15 protein-coding genes and 2 pseudogenes are annotated in these 22,369 nt (G+C 69.3%); 14 read left to right on the top strand and 3 right to left on the bottom strand.

The features are described 5' to 3' along the window. The 3 genes and pseudogenes from ADK66_RS20080 to dnaE form a co-directional block, all read right to left on the bottom strand. Positions 1–728, bottom strand: a pseudogene (locus ADK66_RS20080) (hypothetical protein); the annotation flags it as partial. A 309-nt stretch (positions 729–1,037) separates the two neighbouring features. Continuing rightward, on the bottom strand, positions 1,038–3,086 hold the full coding sequence (locus tag ADK66_RS20075; RefSeq protein WP_197281587.1) for an AfsR/SARP family transcriptional regulator: 2,049 nt from the start codon (positions 3,084–3,086) through the stop codon (positions 1,038–1,040). A gap of 215 nt (positions 3,087–3,301) precedes the next feature. After that, complete coding sequence (gene dnaE / locus ADK66_RS20070; protein WP_053657584.1) at positions 3,302–6,832, bottom strand: DNA polymerase III subunit alpha; 3,531 nt, start codon at positions 6,830–6,832, stop codon at positions 3,302–3,304. A 132-nt stretch (positions 6,833–6,964) separates the two neighbouring features. Between dnaE and ADK66_RS20065 the strand changes: the two genes are divergently transcribed. The 14 genes and pseudogenes from ADK66_RS20065 (at position 6,965) to ADK66_RS20000 (ending at position 22,368) form a co-directional block, all read left to right on the top strand. Further along, positions 6,965–7,585, top strand: a complete 621-nt coding sequence (locus ADK66_RS20065) for an L-threonylcarbamoyladenylate synthase (protein ID WP_053657581.1) — start codon at positions 6,965–6,967, stop codon at positions 7,583–7,585. A gap of 303 nt (positions 7,586–7,888) precedes the next feature. Continuing rightward, on the top strand, positions 7,889–8,230 hold the full coding sequence (locus ADK66_RS20060) for a PadR family transcriptional regulator (RefSeq protein WP_053657579.1): 342 nt from the start codon (positions 7,889–7,891) through the stop codon (positions 8,228–8,230). Then, complete coding sequence (locus ADK66_RS20055; RefSeq protein WP_053657577.1) at positions 8,227–9,174, top strand: permease prefix domain 1-containing protein; 948 nt, start codon at positions 8,227–8,229, stop codon at positions 9,172–9,174. Before ADK66_RS20060 ends, ADK66_RS20055 begins: the two co-directional genes overlap by 4 nt. Before the next feature lie 178 nt (positions 9,175–9,352). Continuing rightward, a pseudogene (locus tag ADK66_RS20050) lies at positions 9,353–10,606 on the top strand (sensor histidine kinase); the annotation flags it as partial. A gap of 257 nt (positions 10,607–10,863) precedes the next feature. Further along, complete coding sequence (locus ADK66_RS20045; protein ID WP_369814812.1) at positions 10,864–11,586, top strand: response regulator; 723 nt, start codon at positions 10,864–10,866, stop codon at positions 11,584–11,586. Positions 11,587–11,667: 81 nt separating this feature from the next. Further along, the gene (locus ADK66_RS20040; protein ID WP_053657575.1) at positions 11,668–12,561 is read left to right on the top strand and encodes an ABC transporter ATP-binding protein; all 894 of its coding nucleotides are present in this window, start codon (positions 11,668–11,670) and stop codon (positions 12,559–12,561) included. Further along, entirely contained in the window at positions 12,558–13,619 is a 1,062-nt protein-coding gene (locus ADK66_RS20035) for an ABC transporter permease (RefSeq protein ID WP_053657573.1), read from the top strand. Before ADK66_RS20040 ends, ADK66_RS20035 begins: the two co-directional genes overlap by 4 nt. A gap of 767 nt (positions 13,620–14,386) precedes the next feature. Continuing rightward, entirely contained in the window at positions 14,387–17,128 is a 2,742-nt protein-coding gene (locus ADK66_RS20030) for an AAA family ATPase (RefSeq protein WP_197281586.1), read from the top strand. Next, a complete protein-coding gene (locus ADK66_RS20025; protein WP_082377566.1) occupies positions 17,125–17,709 on the top strand; it encodes a sigma-70 family RNA polymerase sigma factor in 585 nt (194 codons plus the stop codon). The genes ADK66_RS20030 and ADK66_RS20025 overlap by 4 nt, the downstream gene beginning before the upstream one ends. 311 nt (positions 17,710–18,020) lie before the next feature. Next, complete coding sequence (locus ADK66_RS20020) at positions 18,021–18,233, top strand: hypothetical protein (RefSeq protein WP_053657569.1); 213 nt, start codon at positions 18,021–18,023, stop codon at positions 18,231–18,233. A 101-nt stretch (positions 18,234–18,334) separates the two neighbouring features. Next, on the top strand, positions 18,335–19,765 hold the full coding sequence (locus ADK66_RS20015) for a glycosyltransferase family 2 protein (protein ID WP_082377565.1): 1,431 nt from the start codon (positions 18,335–18,337) through the stop codon (positions 19,763–19,765). Further along, positions 19,762–20,781 (top strand): ATP-binding cassette domain-containing protein, encoded by a 1,020-nt coding sequence (locus tag ADK66_RS20010; protein WP_053657565.1) that lies wholly within the window; start codon positions 19,762–19,764, stop codon positions 20,779–20,781. Before ADK66_RS20015 ends, ADK66_RS20010 begins: the two co-directional genes overlap by 4 nt. Continuing rightward, complete coding sequence (locus ADK66_RS20005) at positions 20,778–21,569, top strand: ABC-2 family transporter protein (RefSeq protein ID WP_053657563.1); 792 nt, start codon at positions 20,778–20,780, stop codon at positions 21,567–21,569. Before ADK66_RS20010 ends, ADK66_RS20005 begins: the two co-directional genes overlap by 4 nt. 1 nt (position 21,570) lies before the next feature. Continuing rightward, on the top strand, positions 21,571–22,368 hold the full coding sequence (locus tag ADK66_RS20000) for an ABC transporter permease (RefSeq protein WP_053657561.1): 798 nt from the start codon (positions 21,571–21,573) through the stop codon (positions 22,366–22,368). The last annotated feature ends 1 nt before the right edge of the window (position 22,369 follow it).

The following is a 22,369-nucleotide window of genomic DNA, read 5'->3' as shown; positions in this document are numbered from 1 at the left end:
TCCCCCTCCAACGAGAACGACGAACCCGACGACGACCACCGCCACAACGTCATCGTCCCGTCACCGTCATCACGCATCAACGCCGGCGCCGCACTACCCGCTCCGTTCCACAGGGCGTTGACGATAATCTGAGCGTCGCCGGCCTGGACCTGGTACCGGTCCGGATACGCCGACACCTGCACCGCTTGGCACACCTCGCCGATCGGGGCGGTCATCCAGGACTTGTTGGGATACTTGCTCTCCATCACGCTGAGGAACTTGTTGGTCGCCCAGGTAGCGTTCAGCCGCTGCGCCCGGCTGCCCCACCACTCCTGCTGCTGGAACAGCCCCAGGCTGGTGTGGTCCACCTCTTCGCTGATGTTCTGCAGGTGCGTCTCCACGATGGCTGTCGTGACGGCGATCACCGCGGCGCGCTGCGCCAACCCCCGGGCCTTTGCCGCGTTGATGATCATCCGTGCGCAGGATGTGCGGTAGGCGTTCATGTAACCGCGCATGTCAGACCTGAGCTGGCTGTTCAGGCTCGTGGCCAGTGCCGCATCGAGGCTGGTCGTCCCCCTCGGATCGCAGGCAACCGTCTGATACGCCAAAGCCGGCGAGGCCAGCGCGGGCACCGGCTTCGACGGCAGCGGGGTTCCCCCGGGGTCAGCCGACGCCACAAACGGCATCGCGGCCAGCGCCATAGTGGCGCCGACGAAAGCGGCCGCACTGCGACCAAGCACAGTGGACATTCTTCTTTGCAAGATTGCTCCTCCACGTCGACTGTCGGGGGATAGGCGGGTCAGGACGGTCGTCGACGCCCGTCCGGGCGTCACGTCCTGACCATTGCGAACTGAGGCCGCTGCGACAGCACCGGCCGAGCCCTTCCCGCTGGGCGACAGCATTCCGCCGTGTCCTGGAGAACCTCATCAATTACGCTGCAGAACGTGTTGAAGCGACCATGCTCCCTCGCGCGGCTCCCGATACAACGCACCGCACGATCGCACAGCTCGTTGGGGGTGCTTTTACACTGCCTCCACTGATGGCTCTGTTCAGCCCGATCAGAGCATGATCGAAAGCCTCCGAGCTGCCCGGGGAACCGTCCGCGCGAGTGGGGTTGGTAGCCCGCCGTGGGCCAGGGCGCTGAGGACCATCCGCACCGTGCGGATGATCCGGTCGAGCTCCTCGTCGTCGGCCTGGTGCACAGCGCATCCCGTCCCTGAAGATTCGCCAACCGGCCTGGGCACCGCCGTGTCCCGCGGCCAGGCGCGCATCACCCGGCACACGATGTCGCGTCGGCCGGAGAGTCGAATCTCCCGCTCGGCCCAGCCCCGGGCGTAGAGGCGGAAGAATTCGTTCATCCGGTACCAGAGCTGGCCCCGAGGGTCGACCCGGGTGAAGCCGACCACCTGCGCGTCGGCCAACTCTTCGACCGCCTGTTCGGCTGCCACGACAGACGACGGCAGAGTCGCCTGCACCACCCACGAGGGAAAGTCGGTGAGCCGAAGCGCGCCGAGCGCGAGCAGAACGCGTCGTGCCTCGGGCCCGAGCGCGCGACAGTTCGAGTCGAGTCGCCCTCGGACCGAATCGCCGTCGACACTTAGTTCGTCAAGCCGGCGGGCTTCGTTGGCCAGTCGGTCCGCCATGATTTCCAACGGCCACCCCTGGCGATGGACCAGTCGGGTCCCCGCAACGCGGACGGCCAGCGGGAGGCCCGCGCAGTAGTGCAGGATCCGTTCCGCCGCGCCCTGCTCGGCCTCCACCCGATCGCTGCCGACGATCCGGCGCAGCAGTGCCCGGGCATCGCCCGGCCCGATGGCGCCGAGTTCGGTGAACCGGGCCCCGGGCAGGCCACCGAGACGACGCCGGGAGGTAACCACGACCGCGCAGCTGTCGGAACCGGGTAACAGCGCCTGGATCTGGTGGGAGCTGTCAGCGTCGTCAAGCACGATCAGCATCCGGCGCCCGTCGAGCAGAGTGCGGTAACGCTCCATGCGTGCCTCGACGGTGTCGGGCGTGAGGCTCGTGGCCCAGCCGAGGATCGACAGGAACCGACCGAGGATGTCGCCCGGATCGGCCGGTTTCCCCACCGCCCCGCCCAGGTCGGCGTAGAGCTGGCCGTCCGGATAGTCCCTCGCGATGTCGTGCGCCACCCGAACCGCCAGGACGGATTTTCCGACCCCCGGCGGTCCGACGATCGCCTGCACCTGCGCCGCCGCGCCGGTGGTAACCGGACCCAGGGCGACGACCAGCGCCGAGCGTTCGTCAGCGCGTCCGGTGAAGTCTGCGGCCACCGGTGGCAGCAGCGCCGGGCGAATGCTGTCGGCGCTGCCGGGCCAGGCCACCGGGCGGCGGCCCGGGGTCACGGGCCGGGCCAGGTCGACTGGCCGGTTCCTCCCGTCGTCGCGGAGCACCATCTCGTGCACCGCGCGCAGGTGCGCGTTGGGTTCGATGCCCATCTCCTCGACCAGGAGCCGCCGCCCCTGGCGATACACCGCGAGGGCGTCCGAGCGCCGGCCGAGGCCGTTGAGCGCCACCATCAACTGCGCCCGGAACCGCTCCCGGTACGGGTGCCGGTGGACCAGCTCGGTCAGCTCCAGACAGGCCGAGTCCAGCCGGCCGAGTTGGATCTCCGCACCGACCCGTTCCTCGACGGCGACGAGTCGCATCTCGTCCAGTCGTGTCGCCGCCGACGACAGCAACTCGCTGTCAAGACCTTCCAGCGCGCCTCCCCGCCACAGGCGGGTGGCGTCCCGCAGCAGATCGACGGCCTCGTGATACCGGTGGTCGGCCAGTGCCTGCCGGCCCTCTGCGAACAGTGCCTCGAAGGCGTCCCGGTCTACCCTGGCGCCATTGGTCTGCAACAGGTATCCAGGTGGTTGCCGGACGATCAGGGCCGGAGCGCCCACCCGGGCGAACGTCTGGCGCAGGGTGGACACGTACGTCTGCACCACCGCCCGCGCCGTTTCCGGCGGCTGCTCCCCCCAGATCGCCTCGATCAGGCGTGCTACCGATAGGTTCTTACCGCTGTCGACCAACAGCGCGGCGAACAACGCCTTCGGCTTCTGTCCACCGAGTGGTACGACTCGGCCGGCGATCGATACCTCCACCGGCCCCAGCATTCGAAACTCCAAGCCCATCTCCCCCGTTGAAGCAGCTTGAATCGATGTCGCGGCTATGCATACACGATCAAGCCGCAGCATTCGACCCCGTTCTTCGTCGCCACCGGACGGGCCTCGGAGAGGCGCTGGCGCAATGGGAAGAGTCGGGGCCCTGCGGAGTCAATAGCAGGCGAGCGCAGCCCGGTGCGGGGAAACGAGACTGGTCAGGTCACGTTGGCCGGGCCGAGGACGCTCTTCAGGTCACCCATCAGCGCGGTCGTCGCCGCCACCCGGAACGGCCCCAGCCGCAGGGTGGTGGTCCGACCGCCGTTGAGAAGCTTGACGTGCACCTCGGTGTCGCCAGGGTGCAGCACAAGGGTTTCCTTGAGTCGTTCCACGAGCGGCGGCGTGCACCTGTGCACCGGGATGGTGAGGGTGACGGGCTTGTTGGTGGCGCTGGTGCTGACGTCCGGCATGGACATGTCCATCGCCATGATTCGTGGAGTGTCGTCGCGGCGGTCCACCCGACCCTTGACCACGACGATGGCGTCCTCGGCGATGTACTGGCCGACCACCTCGTAGGTGTTGGGGAAGAACAGCGTCTCCACCCCACCGGCCAGATCCTCCAGTGTCGCCGAGGCCCAGGCGCGGCCCTGCTTGGTGACCCGACGCTGCACGCCGGAGAGGATGCCGGCGAGGGTGACCACCGCCCCGTCGGGCACAGCGCCGTCCTCGGCCAGGGACGCGATCGTGGTGTCGGCCGCCGCGTTGAGGATGTGCTCCAGGCCGAACAGCGGGTGGTCGGAGACGTACAGGCCGAGCATTTCGCGCTCGAAGGCAAGCTTGTCGCGTTTATCCCACTCACTGTCGCCGATCACCGGCATCACCGTCGTGCTGCCCGTGTCGGCGTCACCGAAGCCGGCACCGAAGAGGTCGTACTGGCCGACCGCCTCCTTGCGCTTGACATCGGCGTACGCGTCGATGGCGTCGGCGTGCACCGCGAGCAGGCCCTTGCGCGGGTGCTGCATCGAGTCGAACGCGCCAGCCTTGATCAGCGATTCGATTGTCTTCTTGTTGCAGACCACCGCGTCCACCTTGGACAGGAAGTCGTAGAAGTCGGTGTAGTCGCCCTTCTCCTGGCGGCACCGCATGATCGAGGCGACGACGTTCGCGCCGACGTTGCGCACCGCCGCCAGGCCGAACCGGATGTCCTTGCCGACCGGGGTGAACGGTCCGGCCGAGGTGTTCACGTCAGGCGGGAGCACCTGGATCCGCATCCGGCGACACTCGGACAGATAGAGCGCCATCTTGTCCTTGTCGTCGCCCACGGAGGTGAGCAGCCCGGCCATGTACTCGGCCGGGTAGTGCGCCTTCAGGTACGCCGTCCAGTAGGACACCAGCCCGTACGCGGCGGAGTGCGCCTTGTTGAAGGCGTACCCGGCGAACGGCACCAGGACGTCCCACACCGCCTGGATCGCCTCGTCGGAGTAGCCGCGTTCGCGGCAGCCGTCCCGGAACGGGATGAACTCCTTGTCGAGGATCTCCTTCTTCTTCTTACCCATGGCCCGGCGCAGCAGGTCCGCCTGGCCGAGGGTGTAGCCGGCGAGGATCTGCGCGGCGCGCTGCACCTGCTCCTGGTAGACGATCAGGCCATGGGTGGGCGCCAGGATCTCCCGTAGCGGCTCCTCCAGCTCCGGGTGGATCGGGGTGATCTCCTGGAGGCCGTTCTTGCGCAGCGCGTAGTTGGTGTGCGAGTCGACGCCCATCGGGCCCGGTCGGTACAGGGCCAGGACGGCGGAGATGTCCTCGAAGTTGTCAGGCTTCATCAGCCGCAGCAGTGACCGCATCGGCCCGCCGTCGAGCTGGAACACGCCGAGGGTGTCACCACGGGCCAGCAGGTCGTACGCGGCCTTGTCGTCAAGCGGCAGGCCCAGCAGGTCGAGCTTCGTACCGTGGTTGAGCTCGATGTTCTTGACGGCGTCGTCGATGATCGTCAGGTTGCGCAGACCGAGGAAGTCCATCTTCAACAGCCCGAGCGACTCGCAGGTCGGGTAGTCGAACTGCGTGATGATCGCCCCGTCGGCGTCGCGACGCATCAACGGGATGTGCTCGATGATCGGCTCGGCGGACATGATGACGCCAGCGGCGTGCACACCGGTCTGGCGGATCAGCCCCTCGATGCCCTTCGCCGTGTCGATCACCTTGCGGACGTCCGGGTCCGAGTCGTACAGGCCGCGGATCTCGCCGGCCTCGGCATAGCGGGGGTGCTTCGGGTCGAAGATGCCGGTGAGTGGGATGTCCTTGCCCATCACAGCTGGCGGCATCGCCTTGGTGATCCGGTCGCCGACCGCGTACGGGAAACCGAGGACCCGGGCCGAGTCCTTGATCGCGGCCTTCGCCTTGATCGTGCCGAAGGTCGCGATCTGGGCGACCTTGTCCTCACCCCACTTGTCGGTGACGTACTTGATCACCTCACCGCGCCGACGCTCGTCGAAGTCGATGTCGACATCCGGCATCGAGACACGCTCGGGGTTGAGGAACCGCTCGAAGATCAGGCCATGCTGGATCGGGTCCAGGTCGGTGATGCCCAACGCGTACGCGACGAGCGAGCCGGCGGCCGAACCACGGCCCGGACCCACCGAGATGCCCTGGCTCTTCGCCCACTGGATGAAGTCGGCGACCACGAGGAAGTACGACGGGAAGCCCATCTGGTTGATGACGCCCAGCTCGTACTCCGCCTGGACGACGTGGCCCTCGGGGATGCCGTTCGGGTAGCGGCGGGCCAGCCCGGCGAACGTTTCCTTGCGGAACCAGGACTCCTCGGTCTCGCCCTCGGGGACCGGGAAGCGCGGCATCAGGTTGTGGAACTCGAACATGCCCTTCGGGTCGACCTTCTCGGCGACCAGCAGGGTGTTGCGGCAACCCTCCTGCCACAGCTCCGACGAGTCCACCGCGCGCATCTGGTCGGCGCTCTTGATGAAGTAGCCGCCACCTTCGAACCGGAACCGGTTCGGGTCGTCGATGTTGCTGCCGGTCTGCACGCAGAGCAGCACGTCGTGGGCGGTGGCCTGCGCCTCGTGCGTGTAGTGCGAGTCGTTGGTGACCACCGGCGGGATGTCCAGCTTGCGGGCGATCTCGGTGAGCCCCTCGCGGACCCGGCGCTCGATGGAGAGGCCGTGGTCCATGATCTCCAGGAAGTAGTTGTCCTTACCGAAGATGTCCTGGTAGCTCGCGGCCACCTTGAGCGCCTCGTCGAACTGGCCCAGCCGCAGCCGGGTCTGCACCGCCCCCGACGGGCAGCCGGTCGTGGCCATGATGCCCTCGGCGTGCTCGGCGATCAGCTCCATGTCCATCCGGGGCCACTTGACGTAGTGCCCCTCCATGGACGCGCGCGAGTTGAGGGTGAACAGGTTCTTCAAACCCTGCGCGTTCTTCGCCCACATGGTCTTGTGGGTGATGGCGCCGTTACCGGAGATGTCGTCGCTCTTCTGCTCCGGCCGACCCCACTTGACCCGCGCCTTGTGGTAGCGCGACTCCGGCGCCACGTACGCCTCGACGCCCAGGATCGGGGTGATCCCGGCGGCCATCGCCTGGTTGTAGAAGTCGTTCGCGCCGTGCATGTTGCCGTGGTCGGTGATCGCCACCGCCGGCATGCCGAGCCGCTTGGCCTCGGCGAACAGGTCCTTCAACCGGGCCGCTCCGTCGAGCATCGAGTACTCGGTGTGCACGTGCAGATGCGCGAACGAATCAGCCATGCGTGGCGCCCCCCGGCGGTGTGGATCTAGGTGGTCGGAGCCGACCGGCACCTACCCTACCGAGGTGATCTCTGCGGCTCCACCGTCCGCGCCGAGGGTGGTCCGCGTCTCCCCCACGACTATTCTCGGAGCATGGCGAGGTACTACGACGTACACCCGGAGAACCCGCAGCCGCGGGTGATTCGGCAGGTTGCCGACCTGATCCGCGGCGGCGGCCTGATCGCCTATCCGACGGACTCCTGCTACGCGCTCGGCACCCAACTGGGCAACCGGGACGGGCTGGACCGGATCCGCGAGGTCCGCCAGCTCGACGACCGGCACCACTTCACGCTGGTCTGCCGGGACTTCGCGCAGCTCGGCCAGTTCGTGCGGATCAACAACTCGGTCTTCCGCCTGGTGAAGGCGTCCACCCCGGGCAGCTACACCTTCATCCTGCCGGCCACCCGCGAGGTGCCGCGCCGGATGCTGCATCCGCGCAAGAAGACCGTCGGTGTCCGCGTACCCCGGCACACGGTGACCCAGGCGTTGCTGGCCGAGTTGGGCGAGCCGTTGGTGTCGAGCACCCTGGCCCTGCCCGGCGACGAGGAGCCGATGACCCAGGGGTGGGAGATCAAGGAACGGCTCGACCACCAGCTCGACGCGGTCCTCGACGCCGGCGAGTGCGGCAAGGAGCCGACGACTGTCGTCGACCTGTCCGGCCCTGAGCCGGAGATCCTGCGCCGAGGTGCGGGAGACACCTCCCGCTTCGAGTAGCCCCCTCGAACGATCCGCCCTCCGGAGCTGGGCCCGTCGCGGCCCCCGGCGCCGGTCGTTGCCGACCGCCGGGGATGACCCCTGAGCAGGCGCGCCTTCAGCCCGAGGTGGTCGCCGCGCGCCCTTTGCTCTGCTTCAACCGACGCAACACCGACGGCCCCTATCTGTTGCGTGGGTTGAAGCAGAGCAAAGGCGGGTCCGACCACCCTCCCCACCCGACCGGCAGGTCCCACGAGAGCCGCCGAGGCGGCACAACGTTATTGGCGTAGACAACAGTGTGTGCCACACAGTATGGTGTGACGCATGGTTAGCGAGGACGTTCTACGGACGCACCTACAGGAGTTGCGTCGAGGCACCGTCGTGGTGGCCAGCCTGGTGGCGTTGCGCCAGCCGGACTACGGCTACGCACTGCTGCAACGGCTCACCGACCACGGCTTCCCGGTGGACGCCAACACGCTCTACCCGCTGCTGCGCCGCCTTGAGGACCAGGGGCTGCTGACCAGCGAGTGGAACACCGAGGAGAGCCGACCGCGCAAGTTCTACCGGACCAGCGACGAGGGCGAGTCGATGCTGAACCGACTCCTGGACGACCTCGCCGCCGTACAGACCTCCATCACCGGGCTGATCCAAGGAGTCGACCGATGAACACCCTGACCGAGCGCTACCTCGCCGCGACCCTGCGATCGGTGCCACTACAGCGCCGCGACGAGATCGCCACCGAACTGCGCGCCTCGATCCGGGACATGATCGAGGACCGGGCCGGCGGCGGCCAGGACGCCACCGCCGCCGAGCGGGCGGTGCTCACCGAGCTGGGCAACCCGGACCTGCTGGCCGCCCGGTACGCCGACCGGCGGCTGCAACTCATCGGCCCGACCTACTACCTCGTCTGGCTGCGGCTGCTCAAGCTCCTGCTCAGCTTCATCCCGGCGCTCGTCGGCACCATCGTCGCCATCGTCGACGTGGCGGATGGCAAGGGCTTCGGGGCCATCGGCACCGGCATCGTCACCGCCATGCAGGTGGCCGTGCAGATCGCCTTCTGGCTCACCCTGACCTTCGCCATCCTCGAACGCGCCCAGCCCGCCACCAGCCTGCCCGACTGGACCGTCGACCAACTGCCCGACGTCCCCGCGCACAGGGACATCTCCCTCGCCGACACCATCGCGTCGGTGGCCATGGCCGCGCTGACCATCGGCTACCTGCCCTTCCAGCACTACCGGTCCTGGGTTAACGGCACCGACGGCGAGAACATCCCGATCCTCGACCCGGCTCTGTGGTCGTTCTGGCTGCCGGCGCTGATCGCGGTGCTCGTCGCGGGCATGGTGTTCGAGATCGTCAAGTACCGGATCGGCCGCTGGAGCTGGACCCTGTTCGGAGTGAAGGCCGTGCTCGATCTCGCGTTCACGGTGCCGCTGATCTGGTTGGTACTCACCGACCGGCTGCTCAACCCAGCCCTGACCGACCGCCTGAGCTGGCTGGCCGAGCCGGAGAACAGGAACACCCTCGGAGCTGTCATCGCGATAGGCGCGGCGGTGGTGCTGGTCTGGGACCTGATCGACACCGGCCTCAAGACCCGCCGCCAGACGACCTGAGCTGATCCGGTGCGGCGGCCCGGCGCGCAACCCGCGCCAGGCCGCCGCACCGGCATGAACGCCGGCCGCGACGGGGCCGTGCCGCGTCGAGGGCTGAACCATCCCACCTGGGCCCGACCAGGTCACCCCCGACATGTCCGGTTCGCAGAGACGACCGGTGGCGTGGCATCGTTCCCGGATGAACGTGGCACAGCGGGACGCGTGGCGCCGGCCAGGACCGACGCCGGAGCAGCTCCGGATCGACCTCTGGATCGGGCTGGCCGTGACCCTGCTGGCGCTGGTGAGCCTCACGCTGGCCCGCAGCACCGGGGCGTTCCTGCTGGGCCCACCGCCGTCCGGGCCGGAGCAGTTGCTCTGGACCGTCGCGGTGACCCTGCCGCTGATCTGGCGGCGACGCCTGCCGACCGCCACCCTGCTGGTCATCTCGGTGGCGTTCATCGCCGCGCAGGCCCGCTCGGCACCGGAGACGCAGCTCTCCTCGTGGTCGCTCTTCTGCGCGCTCTACACCGTCGGCGCCTGGGAACAGAACCGCCGACTGGCCCGCAGGCTGCGCATCGGCGTGATCGTCACGATGTTCGCCTGGCTGGGTATCTACTACGCGGTGAGCATCGAGCACATCCCACCCGGCGCCTTCGCCAACGCCGTCGGACCGGTGCCCCCGGTGCTCGCCGCGATGGTCACCGGCGTCCTGATCAACGGCCTGTACTTCGGTTTCGCGTACTTCTTCGGCGAGACCGCCTGGGTGTCCGCTCGACGCGAGCACGAGCTGCGCGCCCAGGCCGATGAGCTGCGCCGATCGCAGGCGGAGTCCCGCGAGCGGGCGGTGTTCGGCGAACGGGTACGCATCGCCCGGGAACTGCACGACGTGGTCGCGCACCACGTCTCGGTGATGGGGGTGCAGGCGTCCGCGTGCCGGCGGGTGTTCGACCGCGACCGGGACAAGGCCCGCGCGGCACTCGCCGCCATCGAGCAGAGCGCCCGCACCGCCGTCGACGAGCTACGTCGGATGCTCGGCGTGCTGCGCGCCCCCGACGGATCCGCCGAAACCCCACCGCCGGCCGCCGCGACGATCGAAAGGGTCGGCGAACTCGTCGAGCGGGCGCGCGCCGCCGGGCTCACGGCCACCACCGGGGTGTACGGCGCCCCGGTGACGTTGCCCGCGTCGGTCTCGCAGACGGCGTACCGGGTGGTGCAGGAGGCGGTGACCAACACGCTGAAACACGCCGACGCCGGACTGCTGGACGTACGGATCCGCTACCTGGCGCGGGAGGTCGAGGTGGACGTGAGCGACGACGGGCGCGGCGGGGGCCAACTCCCCGCTGACGGGCTCGGCCTGATCGGCATGCGGGAACGCGTCGCCGCCCAGGACGGCGTCCTGGAGGCTGGCCCCCGCCGGGGCGGCGGCTGGCGGGTCCGCGCCCGGTTGCCGCTGCCCGCGGCAGTGCCCATGGGAAACCGGCCGAATCCGACACGAACCGACGCCGCGTCCGACGACGGTACGCCGACAGCGAGCCGGGCAGACACGGGCGCGGCAACGCCGACGCAGCGCGAAAGGGCAGCCGCGCGGGACGGGGCTGCGCGGGACGAGGCCGCGCGGGACGAGGCCGCGCGGGACGAGGCCGCGCGGGACGGGGCCGCGCAGGACGGGGCCGCGCGGGACGAGGCTACGGCCGGGACGGGGTGGTCGGTGTGAGCACGGCACCCGTCGGCGACACCAATCCGCGCGCCGAGGAGCGAATCCGGGTGCTGCTCGCCGACGACCAGCACCTCGTCCGCACCGGCTTCCGGGTCATCCTCGAGGTGGAGGACGACATCGAGGTCGTCGGCGAGGCGGCCGACGGCAGCCGAGCCGTCACCATGGCTCGCGCCACCCGCCCCGACGTGGTGCTCATGGACGTGGAAATGCCAGTGATGGACGGGCTGGAGGCCACCCGACAGATCACCGGCGCCGGTCCGGGCGCGCCTGCGGTGCTGATCCTCACCACGTTCGACCGCGACGACTACCTCTTCGCGGCGCTGCGCGCCGGTGCCAGCGGCTTCCTGCTCAAGAACGGCACACCGGAGGAGTTGGTCGACGCGATCAGGGTGCTCGCCCGGGGCGACGCCCTGCTCGCCCCCGAGATCACCCGGCGGGTGATCTCGACGTTCGCCCGTCCCGGCGATCCGGCGGGCACCGCCCACCTCGGGCCGGACGCCGAGGCCGCGCTGGGCGAGCTCACGCCGCGCGAACGGGAGGTGCTGGTGCTGCTCGCCGCCGGATCGAGCAACGCGGAGATCGCCGCGAGCATGCAACTGGGCGAGGCGACGGTGAAGACGCACGTCAGCCGGGTGCTTGCCAAACTCGGCCTGCGCGACCGGGTGCAGGCGGTCGTGTTCGCGTACGAGAGCGGGGTGGTCCGGCCCGGCGGGTGACCGGTATCCGCCGCAAGGGGGACCGACCGGTTCCGCCGCCGGGCGGACTGCGGATCGACGTACCGGATCTAGCGTGGGTGCGTGACCAAAACGCTCCGCCTGGACGGCGTCGACCGCAGCTTCGGCGACCGGCAGGTACTGAGAAACGTGTCCTTCGAGGTGACCGCCGGCCGGATGACCGGTTTCGTCGGCGCCAACGGCGCCGGCAAGACCACCACCATGCGGATCATCCTGGGTGTGCTCGCGCCGGACGCCGGTGAGGTGAGCTGGGGCGGCACACAGCTCACCCGGCAGGACCGCGCGCGCTTCGGTTACATGCCTGAGGAGCGTGGCCTCTATCCCAAGATGACCACGCGGGAGCAGGTGACGTACCTGGGACGGTTGCACGGTCTGGACGCCCCCGCCGCCCGACGTGCCACCGACACGCTGCTGGAGCGGGTCGGGCTCGGCGCGCGGGGCGACGACCTGCTGGAGACGCTGTCGCTCGGCAACCAGCAGCGGGCCCAGATCGCCGCCGCGCTGGTGCACGACCCAGAGGTGCTGGTGCTCGACGAGCCGTTCTCCGGCCTCGACCCGCTTGCCGTCGAAACGGTCGTGGGGGTGCTGCGCGAGCGCGCCGCCGCCGGAGTGCCAGTGCTCTTCTCCAGCCACCAACTTGACGTGGTGGAGCGGCTCTGCGACGACCTGGTGATCATCGGGGACGGGATGATCCGCGCCGCCGGCAGCCGCGAGCAGCTGCGCGAGTCGTACACCTCGCCCCGTTTTGAACTGGTGGTGGAGACGGACGCCGGCTGGGTCCGCGACCAGCCCGGCGTCACGCTTGTCGAGTTGGACGGCGCGCGGGCGGTCTTCGACCTGCCGGCCGGCGCCGACGAGCAGCCGGTGCTGCGCGCGGCCCTGGCCCGCGGTCCGGTCCGCGCCTTCCGCCCGGTCAGCCCTTCGCTCACCGAGATCTTCCGAGAGGTCACCCAGTGAACGTCCCCCAGGCCACCCGGCTCGTCGCCGAGCGCGAGATCCGCGTCAAGCTCCGCGACCGTACCTTCCTGTTCGGCACGCTCCTGTTCCTGCTGATCGCGGCGGCGGGCACCATCCTGCCGTCGCTGCTCTCCGGCGGCCCGGAGAGCGTCGCCGTCACGCAGCAGGCCGCCGGTCCGCTGCGGGACGCCGGTCTCGACGTCCGCGTGGTGGCCGACGACGGTGCTGCCGAGCAGGCCGTCCGCGACGGCGACGTGGACGCCGCGGTGGTCGCCGGGCCGAAGGTGCTCGCCATGGACGAGATCCCCGACGAAGTGGTACGGGCGCTGAGCAGCGCGCCGCCGGTGCAGCTGCTCAACCCTGACGCGGTCGACCCGGTGGTGGCGTTCCTGGTGCCGTTCGTCTTCGCGTTCGTCTTCTTCTTCACCTCGCAGATCTTCGGCATGCAGATCGCGCAGAGCGTCACCGAGGAGAAGCAGACCCGGATCGTGGAGATCCTGGTCGCGGCAGTGCCGGTACGGGCGCTGCTGGCCGGCAAGATGATCGCCGGAACCATCCTGGCCCTCGGGCAGATCGCCCTGATCGCCCTCGTGGCCGTCGTCGGCATGCAGATCGGCGACAACGCTGGTCTGCTCACCCTGCTCGCCCCGGCGATCGGCTGGTTCGTGCCGTTCTTCCTGCTCGGCTTCGTGCTGGTGGCGGCCATGTGGGCGGCGGCCGGGGCGTTGGTGAACCGCCAGGAGGACATCGCGGCCGTCTCGACACCGGTGCAGCTCGTGGTCATGCTGCCGTTCTTCGCGGTGATCTTCCTGAACGACAACGCGACAGCCATGCGGGTGCTGTCCTACCTGCCGCTCTCGTCACCCACGGCGATGCCGTTGCGGCTGTTCACCGGGGACGCGGCAGGCTGGGAGCCACTGGTGTCCCTGGCCCTGCTGCTGGTCGCCGCCGCCGCGTTCGTGATCGGCGGCGCCCGGGTGTACGAGGGATCGCTGCTGCGGACCAACGGTCGCACCTCGATCCGGGCGGCGTGGCGCTCCCGCGACACGGTGGGCTGACCCAGCACAGGCTGGCCCGCCCGGCACCGGGCGGGCCAGCCTGTGCCGTTGATTCTTGACCCGGCCCCCGCCGCGCGGTCGCGCGCTGGCCGGAAGACCTCATGACGCCGACTGGCGTCGGTGAAGAGTTCCTTGGCGTACCGCCCGCCGGGCCCGCTGCGCTCGGCGCCTGCCGTAACGCCTCCTTCAGCTCGTGCATCGCCGTGTCGAACCGCGAGCACATCCTCCCGCCGGACCTGCGCGCTCAGGCGCCTCACTGTGGCGAACTCGCCTCTTTCTCGTCGTCACGGTGGCCACCCTCGGTCCGGCGCGGCGAAGCCGACATCCTCGGTCCGGTGCGGCGAAGCCGACATCACTCGGCGACCTTCCGAACACGCCACGTGACGCCCGTCACATATTGATGAACAGTGCTTGACTTGACAAGTACATACTTGGGATGTGCAATATATTGCATGTCGATGCTCGCGCCGCCCGACGTCGGGCCCCAGCGCCACGGCGCGATCGGATCCTTCAGGCCACCCCGAACGCGATCATCGACAGGCCCGCGTAGGGCGCCCAGCCAGCGCACACCAGCTCCTCGCCGCCTCGAGCGGCTGCGGTTCTCGTCGCCGAGCGGCCGCGATTCCGCCACTCAGCACGACCGCTTCACCGCCCGTACGAGCTCAGCGACGCCGGAGCCACAGTCGTCGCTCCTCGCACCCCCTGGCAGACCCGGGAGCCGCACGTTCTCGCCAGCGGTCCCGCCCCGACGCGATCGAGGTATGGCTATGGAGCAGCTCTTCGGACGAGAGGTGGAACTGGCGCGCATCGGCCGCTTCCTGCAATCGGTGCGACACAGTGGCGACGTTCGACTGGTCTGCGGCGATCCGGGCATCGGAAAGTCGGCGCTGCTAGCCGCCACGGTCGACCTGGCCGATGACGCCGGGATGCGGGTGCTGCGCGCGTCCGGCTCGGAGTTCGAGGCGGACGTCAGCTACTCGTTGCTCAACCAACTGTTACTGCCTCTGCACGCCGACATTCAGCGCCTGCCACCTGCCCTGCGCGACGCGCTCACCGTCGCGCTCGGGTTCGGGCCGGGCGCGACACCTGGCGCGCTGATGATCTGCAATGCCGCGCTGTCGCTGGTGAACACCGTCGCCAAGAAGGCGCCCGTCCTGCTGATGATCGACGACCTGCAATGGGTCGACCGGCCCAGCGCTGTGGTCCTCGGTTTCATCGCGCGGCGTGTGCCGGGTTCACCGGTGGGCGTCGTGGCGGCCTCCCGGACGGGCACGGAGGGCTTTCTCGACCGGCGCGGGCTGACCGAGGTGACTGTCGGACCGCTCACCCGGGACGCTGGCGCCCAACTCCTGCAAGCCCGCTCCCCCCACCTGACCCCTCCGGCCCGGCAACGCCTGCTCGATCTCGCCCAGGGCAACCCGCTCGCCCTTGTCGAGCTTCCGGCCACGCTTACCGACTCCGACGGGCGGTGCTCGGAGCAGTCCGGCCTGGTGCCCCTGAGCGAACACCTCCAGGCGGTGTTCGACGCGCGGGTCGCCGACCTGCCGGAGGCGACACGGCTGCTGCTGTTGCTCGCCACGTTCGAGGGCAGCGGCGACGTGCGGGTCCTGCGCGGTATGACAAGCCTCGACGACCTGGCGCCCGCCGAGCGAGCCCAACTGGTGCGGGTCGACGACACCACACGTCGCCTCGCCTTCCGCCACCCGCTGATCCAGTCGGCGATCGTCGCGATGTCCACCCACGAGGAACGCCGTGGCGTCCACCTCGCCATCGCCGCCGCGCTGCCCGCAGACCCGGAACGCCGCGCCTGGCACCTGTCGGCGGCTACCGCAGGCCCGGACGAGGCGGTCGCGGCGCACCTCGAGGAGGCCGCCCGCCACGTCATACAACGGGGTGACGCGCTGGCCGCGGTCGCTGCGCTGGTGCGCGCCGCCGAGCTGAGCGCCTCCGCCGAGGACCGTGCGCGGCGGCTGGCCGAGGCGGCGTACATCGGCGCCGAGGCCGGCGGCACCAGCGACGCGAGCACCCTGCTGACCGACGCGCGGTTGACGAGACTGGACCCGACAGGGTCGCTGCACGCGGCCAACGCGGCGGCACTGTTGATGATCAACGGTGACGGCGACGTGCACACCGCCCATCGGCTGCTCGCCGGCGCGATCGAGATGGGCGACCACGGCTGGCGGGCCGACGACCCGGCCCTCGACGAGGCCATGCACACGCTGGTCCTGCTCTCCTGGTATGCGGGCACCTCCGAGCACTGGGCCGTCTTCCACAGGGCGATGGCCCGCCTCACTCCCGGGCCCACCGACATCCTCTCGGTGATGAGCAGGACCTTTCCCGATCCGGTACGCACCGGCGCTGCCGCCTTGCCCGAGTTGGAGGCGCTGCTGTCCACACTGGCCGACGAGGAGGACCTGACCCGGGTCATGCGGATCGGCACCGCTTCGGTCTACCTCGACCGCCTCGGCGACAATCGCGAGTACTCGTGGCGGCTGGTCCGCCAGGGGCGCGATGGAGGCGCGCCGCGACGGCAACTGGGCGCACTGATGCACCTGTGCCTGGACGACTATCTCACCGGCCGGTGGGACGAGGCCGAGATCCTGGCCCAGGAAGCCCAGAAGGTGTGCACCAGCAGCGGCCTCCCCTTCCTGACCTGGTATTTCCTCTACAACCAGGCCATCATCGCGGCCGGCCGCGGCCGAACCGAAGAGGCATTCAGACTGGCCGACGAGATCACCCACTGGGCTCTGCCGCGCGGCGTCGCGGGGGCAGCTGCCATCGCCCACCACCCCCGGGCACTCGCCGCCGCTGCCGACGGGGACTTCGAGTCCGCGTACCTGCACGCGGCGGCGGTGAGTCGCCCCGGCGTCCTCGCACCGTATGTGCCGATCTCCACCTGGGTGATGTTCGACCTGGTCGAGTCGGCGGTGCGTACCGGGCGTACGGCCGAGGCCCGGGCACACGCCGACGCCATGCGGGCCGCCCGGATTGCCGCGCTCTCCCCCCGCATGACGCTGATCCAGCACGGTGTCGACGCACTGGTACTGGACAACGACGAAGCGGACGCCCAACTCGAGCGGACCCTCCAGGACCCCGCCTCCGAACGGTGGCTCTTCGAGGCGTGCCGGATCAGGCTCGCCTTCGCCGAGCGACTGCGCCGGCGCAAAGAGTTCTCCGCTACGCGCGCCCATCTGCTCCTGGCCCGCACCGGGTTCGCGGCCATGGGAGCCGAGCCCTGGCTGGCCCGCACCATCGTCGAACTACGCGCCACCGGATATCGCCCCGTCATCGCCGATCAACCACCGGCCGCGCTGACCGCCCAGGAGCTTGAGATCGCCCAGCTTGCCGCCAGTGGGCTGAGCAACAAGCAGATCGCCGAGCGCCTTTACCTCTCGCACCGCACTGTGGGCGCCCATCTCTACCGGATCTTTCCCAAGCTTGGCGTGTCATCGCGGGCCGGACTGCGCGACGCCCTCTCGGCACAGAAGACTAGGCCAGGGAAACCATGACCACCGCTACCAGCCTCATCGAGCCTTACCCCTTTCGGTCCGGTACCGCTACCGATACCGATACCGATGAACGCCCGGACTGCCAGGCCGAAGCCCAGATGCGGGACATTCACCGCAACAACGGGGATGCGTTGCTTCATTTCCTGCGAGGTCTGGTATCCGATAGCGTCTCCCACACCGCAGAGGACCTGGTGCAGGAGACCATGCTGCGTGCCTGGCGAAACCTCGACGCGGTGCCCACCGAGCCCGAGCCGCAGCGACGCTGGCTGTTCAAGGTGGCCCGCCGACTGGCGATCGACGCGTACCGCAGAAGGCGGGCGCGGCCGGCGGAGGTGAGCCTTCTCGACGTCGATCCAGCGGGCTTCGGAAACGAGGCATCCGAGGCGGTGGTCGCCACGCTCACGATGCGGCACGCCATTGGCCGGCTCAGCGACGCCCACAAGTCGGTGGTCCTGGAGTTGTACGTGAAAGGGCGCACCGTCGACGAAGCCGCGGCTCGCCTCGGCGTTCCGCCCGGCACCGTCAAATCACGCGCGCACTATGCCCTCCAGCAGCTGCGTAAGGCGTTACTGACGGGCTGACACCGGCAGCTTCCCGGCCCGCCACCATTGCGTGGGTGGCCATTCCTCGTGCGCACGACACCTGCGTCGCCGTCAGCGGTCGCGCCGCTACCCGCGGTCTGTCCATGTCGGACAGCGTGCCCGTTCTACAGGACACCGAACCCCTTATGCAGAGCGCTGTACCCCTTATATGGGACACCGCATTCGGAGCCACATTCATCGACTCTCAAGATTTCAGCAAGATGGATTGACTGTCGCATGTATTCAGTCACGGGCGTGATTACGATCTCCTCGCCCATCCCAGAAGGGATGGCTCTTTCCAAGGAGGTCTCATGGCGTCTACGAACGGGCTCGACCTGTCCGGGCTGGAACTCGACGACATCGAGTACGGCAACGAGCCGCTGGCGGGGATCGAGTCGATCGCCTCGGTCAGCTCGATCTCGGTGACCGACGGGCCGACCAGCGGGCGGACCTGCTGCAGCAGCGGCGGGACCACCGGGTTCAGCAAGCCGCTCGGCGGTGGCACCTACAGCCTCGGCCACTGACGCACTAGAAGCCAGGTAGGCGTACGCCTGCCAACGGCCGGGTCCGGCGCTGGCACCGTCCGGCGTCGGACACGCCGCCATCGCCCCGGAGGGAATCGCACATGCCGGACACGGTGCCGCAGCGGAGGGCGGGTGCGCCCGCACCATCGCTCAGCGTGGTCATACCGACGTTCCGAGACGCCCCGAGTCTGGAGTTGACGCTGCGGTCCCTCACGCGGCAGACGCTGCCAGCGGAGCGCTTCGAAGTGATAGTGGTACGCGACGGTGGCCCGGTGGGCGCCGAGGACTACGCCGGGGTGGCGGACCACGGCAAGGGCCTCAACCTGCGCATCATCGACCTCCCTGACCGACGCGGGCGGTCCGGGGCGCGCAACGAGGGAATCCGGCACGCCACCGCCGACACCATCCTCTTCCTCGACAGCGACTCGTACGCCTGCTCCGGGCTCCTCGAACGGCACGTCGCCTTCCACGCCGCGTCCACCACCTCCCGCGTGCTGATCGGACGGCGCAACGAACTGGGCCGCCGTCACCTCGACGCGGTGCTCGGTGGCGGCCCCATGACGCCGAGCGCCGAGCTGCGCGCCGACGACGGGGGCGACCTGCGCTTCACCAACGGCATGCCGATCGGCGACGAATGGCTCGGCGCCATGTGGATGTTCGCGTACGGGCACAACGTGTCGGTAGCCCGGGAGACCGTGACCGCCGTCGGCGGGTTCGACGAGAGCTTCGGCGCCCGGTGGGGTTGGGAGGACCTGGAGTTCTTCTACCGGGTCGACCGCGAACTCGGCCCACAGAAGCGCGCCTTTCGGTACGACGCCGAGGCGCTTGTCTACCACCTGCCGCACTACCGGAACATGTACCAGAACATCCAGGAGTACACCGGCAACCGCGAGGTGATCCTGGCGAAGTACCGCAACATCGACTGGGAGTTCGTCGGTCTGGTCGACCCGATCCACTCGGCGGAGATCCTCGCCCGATACCGGGACTCGATCGCCGACTGTCTGAGCCGGCAGGCATGCCGGATCGCCCCAGCGTGGCGATGGCTGGGCGACCGGTTGTCCGGCGTACGGACGTTGTGGATCGGCACCGGCACCGGCGAGGTGGACCTCGGTGACGACGCGCTCACATTCGACTACGGCGTCCCCGCCGGAGGGCGGAACTACCACCTGGTCGGTATCGAGCCGCCCATCGAGCCGGGCAGCCTCGACGCCGTCGTCAGCGTCGACTTCTGGCGTTACCTGTACTGGCAGGAGCTGTGCACCTTCCTGACGACGTCGGCCCGCCTCGGCGCGGAGATCTACCTCGTCGGCACCGACACGGAGCTGTCGGCCGGGCCGCCACCCGGCCCGGAGGAGGTGCGGTATCTGGCACGCGCCCTGCGTCACAGCTTCACCGTCACCGTGCTGCGCACCGAGCAGCCGAACGGCCCGTGGGCTCTGCACCTGCGCCACCACAGCGCCGACGACAGCGTTCCCGGTACCACCTCGACCGATGTCGAGCCCGCACCGCCGACGGCGGACGCGCCCAGGTGACGGTCATCGAAGCGCGCGGTCTCCGCAAGGTGTTCCGGATCGCCAACAAGCCGCCCGGGTTCGGCGGTTCGGTCCGGCACCTGATCCGGCCGCGCTATCACGAGCACACGGCTGTGGACGGCATCGACCTGGACATCCAGGCCGGTGAGGCGGTCGCCTACGTGGGGCCGAACGGAGCGGGCAAGTCCACAACCGTCAAGCTCCTCACCGGGATCATCCAGCCCACCGCCGGTCAGGTCCGGGTGTGCGGGCTCGTCCCTCACGTCGACCGCCGCGCCAACGCCCACAACATCGGTGTGCTCTTCGGCCAGCGCAGCCAACTGTGGTGGGATCTGCCCGTCCGGGACTCGCTGGGCCTGCTGCGGGATCTCTACCGAATTCCGCAGCGCCGCTTCGAGGCGCGGCTAGCCGAGTTGGAACCCGTACTCGGCCTTGCCGATCTGCTTCCCGTGGTGGCCCGCAAGCTGTCGCTGGGCCAGCGGATGCGGGCCGACCTGGCCGCCGTCCTGCTGCACAGCCCGCAGGTCGTGTACCTCGACGAGCCGACCATCGGCCTGGACATCACGGCCCGCGACGCGGTACGCGGCTTCCTGCGCGAACTGACCCGCAACGGCACCACCCTGATGCTCACCACACACGACCTCGCCGACATCGAGGAGGTCTGCGACCGCATCGTCATCGTCGACGGCGGGCGGATCATCCACGACAACTCACTCACCGCGATCAAGAACGAGTTGGCGCGGGACCGGACGATGCACCTCCTGCTGGCCACCGACTGCCCGGACCTGGACATGTCCGCCGCCCTGCCCGGCACGTGGTCGGACGTGGGCGAGGACCACCGGAGAGTGTCGGTGCGCTTCGACCGGTTCGACTACAGCGCCGGGGACGTTCTGTCCGCTGTGGGCCGCCACGCCACGGTGACAGACGTCCACATCGACGAGCCGTCCATCGAGGACATCGTGCGCAGGCTGTACGCCGGTGAGATGACGTCCGGTCAGGTGGCGTCGGCGTCATGAAGGCGTACCGCGCACTGGCCCGCGTGGCCTGGTCGACAGTTCTTGTGTACCGGGGCAACTTCCTGCTGCAACTGCTCGGCGTGGCGGTGCAGACCGTTGCCGTGCTCGCCGTGTGGCGGGTGGTGCTCTCCGGCGGCACGGGTGACGTCGGTGGCTTCGGTTGGGAGCAGATCAAGGCCTACCTGCTCGTCTCGTTCGCGACCACCACGATCCTGTCCAGCTTCAGCGACGCGCTGTTGGCCGACCGGGTGCTCAGCGGCCACGTGGCGCTGGACCTGGTCAAGCCGGTGGACTACCAGCTCGCCCGGTTCTGGGAGGTGCTCGGATACCTGGTGGCCGAGGTCATCACCGTCATCGCCATGGGCTCGGTGCTGGTGATCGCGTTCGGCGGAGTGCCGGTGCCCTCGGGGGCCCAGGCGGTGCTGTTCCTGGCGAGCCTGCTCATCGTCGTCCCGCTCAAGTTCGGGCTCGTCTACCTCACCGGATTGGCCTGCTTCTGGACAGAGAACCACCAGGGGGTGAGCATGGCGCGGGTCGCCGTGACGAACATCCTGTCCGGTGCGATGGTGCCGATCGCGCTCTACCCGGGCGCGCTGCGGTGGCTGGCCGAGGTCTCACCGTTCGCCGGGATCGTCTCCACCCCCGCCCTGCTGTTCCTCGGCAGGGTGAGCGGCACCGAGGGCGTACGGCTCGTCCTCTGGCAGATCGTCTGGACGGTCGCGCTGTGGCTCATCGCCCGCCTCGTGTGGCGGCTCGCGGTGGGTCGGCTCGTGGTGCACGGAGGCTGACATGCGTGAACTGGCCACCGTCGCCCGGATCTACCTGCGCATGCTCGGCGTCTACGTGCGCGCCGTGTTGGAGTACCGCACCGACGCGCTGATCCTCATCGCCGCGACAGTGCTCACCCAACTGGCCGGCGTGGTCTTCCTCCTGGCCGTCTTCGCCCAGGTGCCGGCGCTTGGTGGCTGGCTGCGCTGGGAGGTGATGTGCGTGTACGCAATGGTGGTGCTCGCCGAGGGCATCGGCTCGCTCCTGTTCGAGGGCACGTGGCACCTCGCCGCGTTCGTGAACCTCGGTGTGCTCGACTACCTGCTGGTGCGCCCGTACCCAGTGGTGCTCCAGGTCACCGGCTCCACCGTCGGCCCGAACGGCCTCGGCACGACGGGGCTCGGGCTGGTCCTGCTCGGGTTGGCGGTGCCCCGCATCGACGTCGACTGGGGTCCGGCGGTCGTCGCCTGGGCGCTGATCCTGCTGGTGAGCGGCATCCTCGTGAAGATCGCGATCAACCTGGCCACAAACAGCACCGCCTTCTGGCTGCTCAGCCCGTCCAGCTCGCTGGCCGCCACCGTCCACACCCTCGGCGACCTGGCCCGCTACCCGATCACCGTGTACGGCGTGGGTGTCCGCACCGTGGTGACGATGGTGCCGCTCGCGTTCGTGGGATATTTCCCGGCCGCGAGCCTGCTGGGCAAGGGCGTCTCGGCGACGATCGGCGCGTTCACGCCGCTTGTCGCCGCCGGCTCTCTGGCCGCCGCCTGGGCCTACTTCCGCCTGGGACTTCGCCGCTACGAAAGCGCAGGGAACTGAC

The sequence above is a fragment of the Micromonospora sp. NRRL B-16802 genome, from assembly GCF_001279555.1.
Classification (GTDB): Bacteria; Actinomycetota; Actinomycetes; order Mycobacteriales; family Micromonosporaceae; genus Micromonospora; species Micromonospora profundi.
Note: the sequence above shows the minus strand (reverse complement) of the source record. Positions and strands in the feature narration are given on the sequence as shown.